This is a genomic window from Acidimicrobiia bacterium (assembly GCA_018057765.1).
Taxonomy (GTDB): domain Bacteria; phylum Actinomycetota; class Acidimicrobiia; order IMCC26256; family JAGPDB01; genus JAGPDB01.
In genome coordinates this window covers 1-14,583 of sequence record JAGPDB010000022.1, presented here as the reverse complement: position 1 = coordinate 14,583, position 14,583 = coordinate 1, and the positions used below count along the sequence as shown (strand labels likewise).

14 protein-coding genes are annotated in these 14,583 nt (G+C 36.6%); 7 read left to right on the top strand and 7 right to left on the bottom strand.

Going from position 1 to position 14,583, the window contains the following annotated elements:
• Positions 1–20: 20 nt before the first annotated feature.
• From KBF89_07365 to KBF89_07355, 3 genes are read right to left on the bottom strand one after another with little or no spacing between them, the layout of a single operon-like run.
• Positions 21–1,199, bottom strand: a complete 1,179-nt coding sequence (locus KBF89_07365; GenBank protein MBP9116143.1) for an AI-2E family transporter — start codon at positions 1,197–1,199, stop codon at positions 21–23.
• Positions 1,196–1,873 (bottom strand): hypothetical protein, encoded by a 678-nt coding sequence (locus KBF89_07360; GenBank protein ID MBP9116142.1) that lies wholly within the window; start codon positions 1,871–1,873, stop codon positions 1,196–1,198. The genes KBF89_07365 and KBF89_07360 overlap by 4 nt, the downstream gene beginning before the upstream one ends.
• Before the next feature lie 20 nt (positions 1,874–1,893).
• A complete protein-coding gene (locus KBF89_07355; protein MBP9116141.1) occupies positions 1,894–2,451 on the bottom strand; it encodes a D-alanyl-D-alanine carboxypeptidase in 558 nt (185 codons plus the stop codon).
• A 77-nt stretch (positions 2,452–2,528) separates the two neighbouring features.
• Between KBF89_07355 and KBF89_07350 the strand changes: the two genes are divergently transcribed.
• A complete protein-coding gene (locus KBF89_07350; GenBank protein ID MBP9116140.1) occupies positions 2,529–3,725 on the top strand; it encodes a pyridoxal phosphate-dependent aminotransferase in 1,197 nt (398 codons plus the stop codon).
• Between the two features lie 101 nt (positions 3,726–3,826).
• Positions 3,827–5,410: a phosphoglycerate dehydrogenase gene (locus KBF89_07345; protein ID MBP9116139.1), complete on the top strand. Its 1,584-nt coding sequence runs from the start codon at positions 3,827–3,829 to the stop codon at positions 5,408–5,410.
• A gap of 461 nt (positions 5,411–5,871) precedes the next feature.
• Here the strand turns inward: KBF89_07345 and leuA are convergent, their stop codons facing one another.
• A complete protein-coding gene (leuA, locus tag KBF89_07340; protein MBP9116138.1) occupies positions 5,872–7,527 on the bottom strand; it encodes a 2-isopropylmalate synthase in 1,656 nt (551 codons plus the stop codon).
• A gap of 302 nt (positions 7,528–7,829) precedes the next feature.
• Here leuA and KBF89_07335 point away from each other — a divergent pair, with 302 nt between their 5' ends.
• On the top strand, positions 7,830–8,057 hold the full coding sequence (locus tag KBF89_07335) for a hypothetical protein (protein MBP9116137.1): 228 nt from the start codon (positions 7,830–7,832) through the stop codon (positions 8,055–8,057).
• 5 nt (positions 8,058–8,062) lie between these two features.
• On the opposite strand, the gene leuD is transcribed toward KBF89_07335, so the two are convergent.
• From leuD to KBF89_07320, 3 genes are all read right to left on the bottom strand, one after another.
• Positions 8,063–8,659, bottom strand: a complete 597-nt coding sequence (gene leuD, locus KBF89_07330; protein MBP9116136.1) for a 3-isopropylmalate dehydratase small subunit — start codon at positions 8,657–8,659, stop codon at positions 8,063–8,065.
• Between the two features lie 53 nt (positions 8,660–8,712).
• Entirely contained in the window at positions 8,713–10,119 is a 1,407-nt protein-coding gene (leuC, locus tag KBF89_07325; GenBank protein MBP9116135.1) for a 3-isopropylmalate dehydratase large subunit, read from the bottom strand.
• Between the two features lie 91 nt (positions 10,120–10,210).
• The gene (locus KBF89_07320; GenBank protein MBP9116134.1) at positions 10,211–10,678 is read right to left on the bottom strand and encodes a transcription elongation factor GreA; all 468 of its coding nucleotides are present in this window, start codon (positions 10,676–10,678) and stop codon (positions 10,211–10,213) included.
• A 153-nt stretch (positions 10,679–10,831) separates the two neighbouring features.
• Between KBF89_07320 and KBF89_07315 the strand changes: the two genes are divergently transcribed.
• From KBF89_07315 to KBF89_07300, 4 genes are all read left to right on the top strand, one after another.
• Positions 10,832–11,938 carry a branched-chain amino acid aminotransferase gene (locus KBF89_07315; protein MBP9116133.1) on the top strand — a complete coding sequence of 369 codons (1,107 nt, stop codon included), beginning with the start codon at positions 10,832–10,834 and terminating at the stop codon, positions 11,936–11,938.
• A 7-nt stretch (positions 11,939–11,945) separates the two neighbouring features.
• Positions 11,946–12,944 (top strand): 3-isopropylmalate dehydrogenase, encoded by a 999-nt coding sequence (locus KBF89_07310; protein ID MBP9116132.1) that lies wholly within the window; start codon positions 11,946–11,948, stop codon positions 12,942–12,944.
• A gap of 22 nt (positions 12,945–12,966) precedes the next feature.
• Positions 12,967–13,506, top strand: coding sequence for a hypothetical protein (locus KBF89_07305; protein MBP9116131.1), 540 nt, complete (start codon positions 12,967–12,969; stop codon positions 13,504–13,506).
• A 55-nt stretch (positions 13,507–13,561) separates the two neighbouring features.
• Positions 13,562–14,583: glutamate--tRNA ligase (locus KBF89_07300; GenBank protein MBP9116130.1), on the top strand; the 1,022-nt coding region annotated here is incomplete at its 3' end.

The window sequence follows — 14,583 nt, the reverse complement described above, 5'->3', positions numbered from 1 at the left end:
TATTAATATAAATTTGCAATTTAGATTGATTCTTTTTTAGTTCTTTTACGAAGTTTACGTCGCTTAATCGGTTCTTTTGTCATAGGTGAATCAATAATCTCATGTTCACCAAGATGTGTACTTAATATTGCTTGGAGCATAGCGACTGCGGGCAAACTTAAGAGAGCACCAACTGTACCAAAGATAGAACCTCCTACTATAACCGCGCCAAAAGCAACAGCAGGATGCATATTCATTGTTCTTGCAGTAATGCGTGGAGCAAATAAATAGTTTTCTACTTGTTGATATACGAAAACAAAAACAAAAATCCATAGTGCGGCAGAGGGAGACCTAGTGAATCCAATTAGTATAGGCAAGATACCTGCAATATATGTACCAATCACTGGAATGAATTGTGAAACAAATCCAACCCATACAGCTAATGCTAAGGCGTATTTAACATCAAAAATTATGAAAAATATGTAATGTGAAATACCTGATAAGACTGCTAATAATGTTCTTGAATAAATATACCCGCCAGTCTTATCGATTGCTAATTCCCATGTATTAAGTACAACTTCTTGTTTTTTTGTTGGAAGTCTACGCAATAAAGCTCTACGTAATTTAGGAGCATCGGCAACCAAATAAAAAGTAAAAAGCGCAATTGTAAACATTTCGAAAATTACTCCAACTGCAGAAGTTCCAACTGAAAAGGCATCGCTAGCCCAAGTGTCTAAAAATTTAGAATCTTTTACAGCTCTGTTTAATGAGTCGGTATTTATATGAGTATTAAAATGTGAATTGATAAAACCTGTAATTTTTTCGGTTATGTCTTGGGGGTTATCTGTTAGCTTTGTGACTTCATCTATAACTAGTGAAACAATTGCAAATGAAAATAATCCTATTATGATTATTAAGAATAGGAACACTAAACCAGTGGCAACACCTCGTTTCATGCCGCGTCTCGCAAGCATGTTAACAGCAGGTTCAATTGCAAAGGATAAGAAGAGTGAAACAATAATAATTGTGAAAAAACTATTTAACGCTTGAATAGAATCTTGTATGAAAATAAAAATAAGTTGGAAAAGAAAAAATATAGCAATAGCGAGCGGAATCCATTTAGGCATTTTCATAAAAATGCTATGGGTCGAAGATAGCTGAACATCAATTAAAGTATCATTTGATTCAACGGAATCGCTGTTGTCTGTTGTATTATTCATTTCTTTGAGATTAGCCCAGATTGTTGCTCAGTGGTGAGATCAATTACATCAAGCATTTTGCGCCGTTGTACCTCTTGAGAACGGATTCGTTCTGCTTTTCTTCTCAAACGATGCTTTTTAACACTTCTAATTCTCATATACAAAATAAAAAATATAAGTAGAAGTATGAATATACTTATATTTAATGTCGTTAAATAGCTGCTAGTGCTATTGATCTGTGATGCTTTGGCGCTTGTATTTTTAATATCGACATTAGGAACTTTTAGAATTGTTAATTCTGCTTCCGTACTAATTGGACGCATTTCTGGAAGTTTATTTTTAGCTTTTGTTAAATCAATTTTATTTTTTTTAGCATTAGCGAGATAAGCAAATCCATCATCTAGTAACTTTGCGGCCCATTGATTTGTTTCAGCTACATCTATTATTATTACAATTACACTCTTATCAGCTCTGGTGGCACTCGCGGCTAATGTCCTACCTGATTTTTTAGTATATCCGGTTTTTAGGCCAGTAATGCCTTCATAACCCGTCATTAATTTATCATTATGATTCGTTAAAATGTGAACAATGCCATCTCCACCCGTGAATTGATAGTTCAACTTGGAAACCATTCTGGCTAATTCTGGATTATTTAAAAGTGCTCTTGATGCAATTGCAACATCATAAGCGCTCATAGCTGTTGCTCCATTTATTGCTAGTGAGTATCTAAACCACTTGGATCACCAAAATTAGAATCTTGCATACCTAAATTTTTTGCAATTGAATTTTGTGTCTTTTGAAATTGTTCTATTGATCCTGCTGATGCTTCAGCCAAAGCGTAAGCAGCATCATTTGCAGATATTAATAGAAGTGAATTTAATAGGTCATCACGAGTCCATGTTTGGCCAGCCATCATCCCTATTTTGCTTGGTTGTACATTCTGTGCTTCATTACTTGCAACAATTTGTCTAGTTGGCTCTATGGTATTAATTGCACCGAGGGCAGTTACTATCTTAGAAATACTTGCGACAGGTAAAGCTTCATGCTCATTCTTCGATTTAATTATGGCACCGGTTGTAGCATCAATTACGATATATGCTTTTGGTTCGATACTTGAGTCTGTTACTGGGCCTATCTGGTTTCTGCTAGTTGCAAATGAAGCAGTTGGGACAATAGCTGTAGAGCTAAGGAGCAGTATAAATAATATTACAGATAATTTCCAAGATTTTCGAGATAATAATTTTGGAATATTAGATCTACATGTATTTATCATCCCCAACAGTTTAACCAATTTTATATCTTTTTGGTTGCAATAAGAGTGAAGCACCATAAATCTGAAATAATAGAAGGATGCTATCTAAACGTATTTCACAAATTGCAGAATCAGTCACATTAAAAGTAGACGCAAAAGCAAAGGCTCTAAAAGCGCAAGGTAAGGACGTAATTGTTTTTGGTACCGGCGAACCGGACTTTCCAACCCCAAGTTATATAGTAGATGCTGCGATAAAAGCGGCAAAAGATCCTAAAAATCATAAATATTCCCCTGCATCAGGACTTCTTGAACTCAAAGAAGCTATTTCTAAAAAAACTCTACGAGATTCAAAAGTTGTTGTTGATCCTTCACAAATAGTTGTGACTAATGGTGGCAAACACGCACTTTTTAATGCGTTCATGGCAATTCTAAACGAAGGTGACGAAGTTATACTACCTGCGCCTTATTGGACTAGTTATCCAGAATTTATAAACATTGCTGGTGGAGTTGTAAAAACAGTTTTTGCCAAAGCGAAAGATAATTTTTGTGTAAGTATTGAACAATTAGAACAAGCTTATACATCTAAGACAAAAGCTGTTGTCCTAGTATCACCAAATAATCCAACGGGTACTCTATATACTCCTGAACAAATCAAAGAGATTGGTGAGTGGGCATTATCGAAAGATATTTATGTCGTAACCGATGAAATATATGAACATTTAGTTTTCGATGGATATAAAACAGAATCAATTTTACACTTAGTCCCAGAATTAGGTGATAAATGTATCATTCTAAATGGTGTTGCCAAAACTTATGCAATGACAGGATGGAGAGTCGGTTGGGTTATTGCTTCTAAAGAAATCATAAAAGCAATATCTAATCTTCAAAGCCATTCAACATCTAACGTAAATAATATGGCACAATATGCAGCTATTGCAGCTTTAAACGGAGATTTAAAAGCAGTTGAAGAGATGCGAGAAGCTTTTCAGCGTCGTGGATATGCAATGCATGAAATGTTGAGCGCGATACCAAAGGTTATATCAACAAAACCACAAGGCGCTTTTTATTGTTTTCCATCTTTTGAAGCATATATAGGTTCAACAATGGCTGGAATAAAAGTTGAATCAACTGCTCAGCTTTGTGAAATATTTTTAGAAGAAATCTTAGTCGCATGTGTACCTGGTGAAGCATTTGGTGCCCCTGGTTATATACGTCTATCATTTGCTTTGGGCGATGAAGATGCAAAAGAAGGAGTTAACAGGATTGCTTCTTTGTGCGAAAGTGCAACTTGGTAAAAGCCTTAAGGGGTTGATCACCTGAGAAAAGTTAAACGCAGACTTTATGAAAGATTTATCAATAATTGAAATTTACATTAACAAAAAATAGGGGAAAATAAATGAGAGTATTAGTTGCAGAAAAAATAGCAGATTCTGGTTTGGAAGATTTACGCCAAGCTGGTTACGAAGTTGATATACAAGAAGGTCTTTCTAATGAAGAACTTTGCAAAGCAATAAAAGGTGCACATGCTTTAATAATAAGAAGTGCAACTACTGTTACAAAAGAAGTTCTTAGCCATGCTGATGCTTTGATAGCAATTGGTCGTGCAGGTATTGGTGTTGACAATATAGACATACAAGCTGCTACTAATGCTGGAGTGATGGTCATAAATGCGCCACAATCAAATATCATATCAGCAGCAGAACATGCAATTGCATTAATGCTTTCTTTAGCACGCCATATTCCAAATGCGCATCGCGATCTAGTCTCTGGTCAATGGAATCGTTCAAAATATGAAGGTACAGAAATTGCAGGAAAAAATATTGGTATTGTAGGTCTTGGTCGTGTAGGCACTTTAGTAGCTGAGCGTCTTGCTGGTTTTGATGCAAACCTTATTGCATACGATCCTTTCATTACTGAAGAGCGTGCTAAAGAGCTTGGTGTCACATTATATGAAAAGCTTGATGAATTTATTGCTGCTTGTGACATAATGACAGTTCATCTTCCTAAGACTAAAGAAACTGTAAATATTATTGATGCTGATGCATTAAAGAATGCACAAGCACACTTACTTTTAATTAATACTGCTCGTGGTGGTATTGTTAATCAAGATGATTTATATATTGCATTGCGCGATGGCATCATTGGTGGTGCTGGCCTTGATGTTTTTGTCGAAGAGCCTACAACACAGTCACCATTATTTGAATTAAACAATGTTGTTGTCACCCCTCATCTGGGTGCTTCTACATCAGAGGCTCAAGATAAAGCCGGTTTAACTATTGCTGAACAAATTGCATTAGCATTGCAAGGAAATTTTGTTCCATTTGCTTTGAACTTAGATGCTAAAGCAGCGAATGCTGTAGTCTCTCCTTATATAGATGTTGCAGAAACTTTGGGACGAGTTGCTAGTGCGCTGGTGACTTCAACCATAGTGGAAATGAAAGTTTATGCTCAGGGCAAAATTTCTGAAAGCGATTGTTCCATTTTGACTTTGGCGGCACTCACTGGAATCATGAAGGATACTAGCGATGAACCTGTAAGTTTGGTTAATGCTCCAGCCTTAGCTAAAGCTAGAGGTTTATCTATTTCTGATTCTAGGGAATCAGACGGAAAAGGATATGTCTCTCGTTTGAAACTAAGTGTTACTTGTGAAGATGGAAGTAATGTCTTAGTTTATGGTGCACGTTCTGGAAAGAATAAAGATGTACGCATAGTCCGTATTGATCAACATGAGATGGATATTATAAAAAGTCCTCACTTGTTAATAGTGAGCAATAATGATCGTCCAGGGATGGTTGGTGCTGTTGGGTCTATATTGGGTGATTCGAAAATAAATATTAATGGTATGGATGTTGAACAAGGAATTACAGGTGGAAATTCGTTGATGGTAATTTCGACCACTGAGCAAGTTCCTGACAATGTACTTTCACAATTAGATGCCACTGATGGTATTTTTTATGCAAGAAGAATCGAGTTGAGCTAATACTTATACTAAAATTTTCTTGTTGATAATCGGGGGATCAACATAAACGGGGGATACGTTTAGACAAAAAGAAAGTTTGGTTTTGAGACATAATCCCGTTCATCGTTCTGATATAAAAAATAGTAAAAGTAAAAATTATACAGATTCTCGTACACATAAGTATACAAAGACAGATCCTAATCTAAGAAAAATAATCACTAAACCCAATTTACAGAATCTACACGAAATTCCTTGTAAGAAGTCAATTTCAAACCGGATATTGAGGTTTCTTATCAATACAAAGTTGCTAAATGAAGCACAAATGAATGGTAGAAACTTTCGAAATACAAAATCATTTAATTGAGAATATGTGCAAACATGTAATCACGTTTTTGTAAACTTGACATGTTCAGGACAAGTGTATGTCACTTATATAAACAAGCTTTAAGCTTGACACAAATTTTTTAATTGGTCAGAGTTACTTATGAACGCAAGCGATTAAAAGCACAAAGTACAGCTTTAAGCGAAGCATTCAAGATATTCTCATCAAGCCCCACACCCCATAATATTTGGACATCGCCATTTGTCATTTCTACATATGCAGCAGCAGTAGCATCTGTACCCGCAGCAATGGCATGTTCGCTATAATCAGTCACTTCATATTTAGTATTAAATGAAGTATTTAGCGCATCCATAAATGCAGAAATAGGACCACCACCTGTACCCGTCACACTTAAATCGTTACCATTTTCAGAGATATTAGCCGTTATTGTTGTGTGGCCTTTATGCGAATTAACGTCTGTGTCTAAAAGTTTAAGTGATGCATTTTCGCTTTGAAAATACCTTGTTTGAAATGCATCCCACATAACTTTTGGTTCTATTTCTGTTCCAGAATCTTCAGCGATTGCCTGTATAGATCTTGAAAATTCAATTTGTAGTTTTCGCGGAAGATCCAAGCCATGTTCAGCTTTCATAATGTAGGCAACCCCACCTTTACCGCTTTGTGAATTTACACGAATAACTGCCTCATAGCTACGTCCCACATGAGCAGGGTCGATTGGTAAGTAAGGAACTGCCCATTTATCGTAATCATCGCTAAGAGCTTCAGTGCCTTTTTTAATAGCATCTTGATGAGATCCAGAAAATGCTGTATAAACAAGTTCACCAGCATAAGGATGTCGAGGATGAACCGGAATACGGTTGCAGTATTCTGCAACTTGACGCAAATTATCAATATCTGAAATATCTAACATGGGGTCAATACCTTCAACGAAAAGATTCATTGCTAAAGTTACAACATCAACATTACCTGTACGTTCACCATTACCAAAAAGTGTACCTTCAATGCGATCAGCGCCAGCTAAAACACCAAACTCTGCAGCAGCTACTGCGCAACCGCGATCGTTATGCGGATGTAAGGAAACTATAGTTTTATCGCGACGTGAAATATTATTAATGAACCATTCGATAAGATCACCATAAATATTAGGTGTAAAACATTCAACTGTTGCGGGTAAATTAATAATTATTTTTCTTTTATCTGAATCAGGTTCAATTATATCTGTTACTTTCTCGCAAATTTCCAATGCGAATTCAGGTTCAGTATTTGTAAAACTTTCAGGAGAATATTCATAACGAATATTTGTATTTCCCATATTTTCTTCTAATTCTCTACACAAACGAGCAGCATCTAAACCAATATCAACAATGCCACTTTGTTCTAGACGAAAAACAACACAACGTTGCAAAGGTGATGTGGAATTATAAAAATGAACAATCGCGTTATTCGCACCTTTTAAAGATTCATATGTCCGACGAATTAAATCTTCACGACATTGTGTTAAAACTTGAATTGTAACGTCGTCGGGTATTAAATCTTCCTCAATAAGTTCTCGAATAAAATCGTAATCAGTTTGACTTGCACTTGGAAATCCAACTTCAATTTCTTTAAAACCCATGTTGACTAAAGTGTCGAACATTCTTCTTTTGCGAACGGGATCCATCGGGTCAATAAGTGCTTGATTGCCGTCACGTAGATCTACAGAACACCAAATTGGGGCTTTTGTTAAAAACTTGTCTGGCCATGTACGCTCAGGGAATGAAAGTGGGGTAATGCGCTGGTATTTATCGAAGGGCATTTTTTTAGGGTTTATGTTTGGTGGTGTCATTTTGAATCCTTGGAATAATAATTGAATATAGTCTAGAAAGAAATATCTCCTGATCTTTATTTCAGGAGAGGAGCCATGCAAGGGCGAAAGTAATAGCTTAATGCTGTAAGACTTTCGCCTAAATAAGGAGTAGAAGTTTGTTTTGGCTCATTAATACCACTCTAGCAGCTCTTTAAGTAGGTAACAATTTATATTTCAAATGTCCTATTTATCTTGACGAGGCTTGCTTTCTAGCTGATAATGAGATTATATAATAATTTATTGGAGGATTCATGGCAAAAAGAGGAGGATTTAAAAGTGGTTTTAGCCCTGATCCAATAGAAAGAAAAGAATTGGCACAATGGCGAGATGCGCAACGACAAGCTAATCCACTATCTAACCCAGACCCTCAATCACTAAGCGGATGTGAACCAAATGCACCACAAAGTATGTTGACAAGGATAAGAGAAATGACATCAAGAGTCGTTCAAAGCCTACCTGGCACCGCATTGGGAAGATAAAACTTTTATATTTTAGATGACTTGTAAGCTATACGACCTTTTTCATATGACGAGATATCATCTTCATGTGTAAGAGTGATGCCGATATCATCTAAACCATTAATCAATTTATATTGCGAATAATCGTCAATTTCAAATGCTTCATTGATCACACCAATTTTCTCGCATGAAAATGTTTTTGATGCAATATCTATAGTGGCTTCACTAGAAGGATCATTAAGCGATGCCTCTAATAGTTTTTCTATAATCTCTTCACTAGTAATTACAGTTACAAGACCAATTTTTAGACAATTATTTTTAAAAATATCGGCAAAACTAGATGCAATAACAGCTTTGAAACCATAGTCTTCTAATGCCCAAGGGGCATGTTCGCGCGATGATCCACAACCAAAGTTTTTGCGTGTTACCAAGATCTTGGCACCTTTATATTCAGGATTATTTAAAACAAAATCATCATCTTTTCTCCAATTAGAAAAAAGTCCTTCACCGAATCCAGTACGTTCTATTTTTTTTAACCATACGGCTGGAATTATTTGGTCGGTATCTACATCGTTACGATCTAATGGTGTGATTCTCGATTTTATTATATCTACTTTTTTCATATCTTCATTCTTTCTTGTGGATAAACCTCTTTGTAGGGTCTGTCCTTACAGAGCTATATATCTACTGGGGATGCGAAATGTCCTGCTATTGCTGATGCTGCGGCAACTGCTGGTGATACTAAATGTGTACGGCCACCATTGCCTTGTCGTCCTTCGAAATTTCTATTCGAAGTTGAAGCACAACGCTCACCCGGTTCGAGCTTGTCAGGATTCATCGCTAAACACATTGAACAACCAGGTTCGCGCCAATCAAATCCGGCATCCTTAAAAATAATATCCAAGCCTTCTTTTTCTGCTTCGAGTTTTACATGGTAAGAACCAGGAACAATCATTGCCCTTATTCCAGTTGCTACTTTTTTATCTTTAACAACATTTGCAGCTTCTCTTAAATCTTCAATACGCGAATTAGTACAAGAACCAATAAACACTGTGTTGATTGGAATTGATTTAATTTTCTCTCCACCAACAAGTCCCATATATTCGAGAGCGCGTCTAGCACTATCTCTTTCAGAATCATTTTTGAAACTATCTAAAGTCGGAACATTGCTATCGATCGAAACACTCATAGCAGGATTTGTACCCCAAGTTACATAAGGGAAAAGATCTTTTGCCTTAATTGTTATCTCTTTATCAAAGGTTGAATCAGTGTCACTTGCTAAAGATTTCCAATATTTAATAGCTTGATCAAACTCTTCACCCTTAGGTGCGTATTCACGACCACGTAAATATTCAAAAGTAGTTTCATCTGGAGCAACCAGACCTGCTCGTGCACCAGCTTCAATAGACATATTACATAAAGTCATTCTTCCTTCCATTGAAAGACCTCGAATAGCGGAACCGCGATATTCAATAATGTGACCGACTCCACCAGAAACACCAATATGATTAATTATTCCAAGTGCAATATCTTTAGATGTAACACCGGGTTCGAGATCGCCTTCGACATTTACTGCCATAGTTTTTGGCTTTTGTTGTGTCAAAGTTTGTGTAGCAAAAACGTGTTCCACTTCACTTGTACCAATACCAAAAGCAATAGACCCGAAAGCACCATGAGTAGCTGTATGGCTATCTCCACAAACAATTGTCATCCCAGGCTGTGTATAACCAAGCTCAGGACCAATTACATGAACAATGCCTTGATTTTTATTACCTAAACCGTAACAAGTAATACCAAATTCTTCGCAATTTTCTCCAAGGACATCCATCTGTTTCTTGCTAATAGGATCTTTAACAACAATTTCACCATTAACTTGGGGATCAGTAGGAACGTTATGGTCCATGGTTGCAATGGTCAAATCTGGTCGTCTAACTTTTCGATCAGCTAATCTCAATCCATCAAATGCTTGGGGTGAAGTAACTTCGTGAATTAGATGCAAATCGATATATAGAAGATCTGGCTCGCCACTAAGCTCACGAACAACATGTGCATCCCAGATTTTTTCAATAATATTTTTTGGCATAAGAAAAGTTTATCTTAATTGCTGTGATTGCGTCGATACGTGTTAGTACTACCAAGCACAACAGCCAACACGGAGATGAGAAAAAGGTAAATTAGCTCTTACGTATAGAAATAATCTCTACGTTAAAAGCTGAACGTGGTCCTTCAAATTTAACTTTGTCTTTAGGTTTCGCGCCCAAAATAACCTGCCCCATGGGAGAAGAAATAGAAAGAACATCAAATTCATCATGTTGTTCTTCAATTGATCCAACTAAATATGTTGTAGTCTCTTCGTCGCCTTCAATAAGGATTTCAACAATGGTACCTACCTGCACAGTATCACCAATCGCACTTTTTACAATTGTGGCATTTTTTAATAAAGATTCAAGCTCACGTACTCGAGCTGCATTTAGTCCTTGTGCATCTTTTGCTGCATGGTATTCACCATTTTCTTTTAAGTCACCATGTTCTCGAGCTTTTTCAATCATTAAAGCTAGATCCAAAATATTTTTTCCTGTACGAAACTCCAACTCCTCTTTGAGTCTGTCGTATGCTTCTTGTGTTAGTTCTTGATTTTCCATAACTCTATCCTAGTCGTGTTTTCTATTTACCTAATATATGGGACTAAACTCAATTAAGTAGACATCAAAAGTATCAGTAATTTATAAAATAGTGGGCTTGATGGGTATAAGTTTTGGTAAAGTGATGTAATTAAATTTGATGAAAGCGAAATTATGAATTCTTTGGATATAAAGGTATTACCTAATACCAAGACTAAAAGCGATGAAGAGCGCGAAGCTATTTTAGACGATCCTAGTTTCGGTACATATTTTACCGACAATATGGTGATTTCAAAATATGATGTTGAAAACGGATGGCATGATACTGAGATAAAAAAATATGAACCTTTGAGCCTAGATCCTTCAATGATGGTATTTCATTACGGACAAGCAATATTTGAAGGTTTAAAAGCGTATAGAACGCCAAGTGATGAACTTGTACTTTTTAGGGTTGAGGAAAATGCTAAAAGATTTAACCGTTCAGCAAAACGAATGGCAATGCCAGAAATTCCGCAAGAGTTATTTGTTGAGTCGATAAAAAAATTAGTTTCTATTGAAAATAGTTGGGTTCCGAAAAATGAAGGACAATCACTGTATTTAAGACCTTTTATGATTGCAAGTGAACAACATTTAGGATTGCGTGCTGCTAATGAATATTTATTTATGGTTATAGCATCACCAGTTAGCCCTTTCTTTTCCGCGGTGACTGGTGCAAGTGCGATTTCAGTTTATGCAACTAATGAATATGTTCGTGCAGTACAAGGCGGTACTGGTGAGGCTAAATGTTCGGGTAATTATGCTGCGAGTCTTTTAGCAAAAAAACTGGCTTTAGAAAAAGACTGCCAAGACATTTTGTGGCGCGATGCAAAAGAGGGAAAATATATTGAAGAATTGGGTACATCAAATATAGGATTTATAGAAAAATCTGATAATGGAAAAATAATATTGACAACTCCTGCATTATCTGGCTCGATACTTAAAGGTATTACTCGCGATAGCGTGATTCAAATTGCAAAAAACAGGGGATATGAAGTTCGTGAAGAAACCATGCTTTATTCAGATACAATAGAGAAGATCCGAAGCGGAAAAATATCAGAAGTGTTTTCAATCGGAACAGCAGTAACTATTGCACCAGTAGGTTTCATTATTGATCAAGATAATAAAACACAAGTTGGTGATGGTCTACCTGGTGAGATATCTATGTCTATTCGACAAGAATTAGTTGATATTCAATACGGTAAAATTCCAGATAAATTTACTTGGCAGACGAAAGTTAATTAAGGAAAAGATGAGTAAACATAATATTGCGGTAATACCTGGTGATGGTATTGGTATAGAAGTTATTGATATTGCAACAAAAGTATTAGAGGCTTCCGGTTTAGAATTCAAAAGTAAAACCTTTGATTTAGGTGGTGCTCGCTATCTTAAAGATGGTGAAATCCTAAGTGATGAAACTCTTGACAAGCTAAAAAATTATGAAGCTATCTTATTAGGTGCTGTTGGTCATCCTGATGTAACACCTGGTGTAATTGAACGTGGGTTATTATTAAAAATGAGATTTGATTTTGATCAATATATTAATCTTCGACCATTTATTTCTGATGTCTCACCAAGCGGCCAAAAAGTAGACATCATTTGTGTGCGAGAAAATACTGAAGGGCCTTATGTTGGCGAAGGTGGTGTTCTAAAGAAGGGCACAGTTGATGAAGTAGCAACTCAAGGATCTGTAAATACGAGAAAAGGTGTTGAACGCACAATACGTTATGCATTCGAGTTGGCGCGTGTGCGTGATAGAAAACATTTAACAATGGTGCATAAAATTAATGTATTGAATTATTCTGGTGATCTCTGGAATAGAACTTTTACCGAAGTGGCAAAAGAATATGATGATGTGAGTACTTCATACTGTCATATTGATGCAGCGTGTATATATTTTGTGCAAGATCCATCACGCTTTGACGTGGTAGTTACCGATAATTTATTCGGTGATATCCTCACCGATTTAGGTGGTGCTATATCTGGTGGAATTGGTAGAGCTGCAAGCGCAAATTTGAATCCAACTAGAACTACACCATCAATGTTTGAGCCTGTTCATGGTTCAGCTCCTGACATTGCTGGTAAAAATATTGCAGACCCTAGGGCTGCAATAACTTGTGCAGCTATGATGTGCGAATTTCTGGGTGAAACAGATATTGCAACAAAAATAAGTGATTCTGTTGAAAAAACTCTAGAATTTCAGGGTTCAACCACCGAAATTGGGGATGCTGTTATTTCATCTTTGAGCTGAATTTAGTTGTAGAATTGCTTATATGGGTACACAAGACTTTATAACACCAAATCCAATTGATCAGCCACGACATGAACAGAATATGCCAATAGATGTCGAAACGCCGGTACCTTCACATTGGCATCTAACACGTCCTGGTGATTCTTTAGAGAATCTGTCTTTAGATGATGACCTAACTCTGATTGGTAATATTGGTCCAGGCGGTGGTTTTGCGCTAACTCTCGTAAAGAAAATGCACAATCAAATTCATTTATTGCCACATGAACATATTCATGATGTTGAATCCTTATTGGGCGAGATTGCAATGCGTAGAGCTAGTTTTTTCACAAGAGCACCTATAAAGAGTGATGTTGAATTTGCACTCAAAATCTTTAGCTATGACAAAATTGCTACAAAAGGTGAAGAAAAATGGAGAGTAGCTCTAGTTCATGATTGTGGTCATAATGAACATCGTCGACGTCAGATTGTAAATAGTATTCCAGTACAGGTAATTGGTGGAACTTTTCAAGACCTAGAAGAACATGTCGACTCTTGGTGGAAACAATTGCAAAAGTTCATATAGATCCTTATACTTCACTGCATTTAGAATGATGGAGATAAGTCGCTAGAATAGAAATATGTCTTCACAACCTCGTTTAAGAATTGCACCTTCACCAACCGGCCAACTCCATGTCGGTACTGCAAGAACAGCACTTTATAATTATCTTTATGCACGCCATATAGGTGGCCATTTTGCTATGCGTATCGAGGATACGGATGTTGAGCGTTCTAAAAGGGAACATGCAGATGCATTTTGCGACATGTTGCGATGGATGGGAATTGACTGGGATGGCGATATTATTTATCAGTCTGATCGTTTTACTCTATATCGAAAAGCTATTGATTCTTTATTAGAACAAAATCTAGCGTATGAATGTTTTGAAACACAAGAAGAATTAGAAGCTATAAATATTGAACGTAAGGCTAATAAATTAGCGCCAGGGTACGATGGCAGTGCAAAAAATCTGACCGAAGAACAAAAACAAGTTTTTCGTGATGCTGGTCGAAGTAGAACAGTTCGTTTTGCGACACCCAGCGAAGGGATTAGTGAATTTATTGATGCAATACGTGGAACTGTGAAAGTACAATGGTCCTCAGTTAGCGATTTTATAATCGAACGAAGCGATGGTACTCCAACTTTCTTCTTGGCGAATGCTGTAGATGATATAGATATGGGGATTACACATGTTATTCGTGGCGATGACTTGATTGACTCTACTCATCGTGTATTGGCTTTAAGGCGAGCACTTGGTAATAGTGAACAGCCGTTTTATGCACACACACCTATGATTCTCGCTACTGACAAATCGAAATTATCAAAGAGACATGGTGCAGTTTCTTTGGAAAGTTATAAAGACTTAGGTTATTTGCCAGCTGCAATGGTGAATTATTTAGCACTTTTGGGTTGGGCTCCAGGAGATGACCGTGAAATAGTTTCTTTAAAAGAAATGGTTGATGAATTCGACGTAGAACACGTAAATCATTCTGGCGCTATTTTTGATATTAAGAAACTTGAGTGGATGAATGGCGAATATATCCGCAAGACAAACTTGGAAGAACTGATAGCTACGGTTGAACCTAGCGCAAAATTTAAATACGG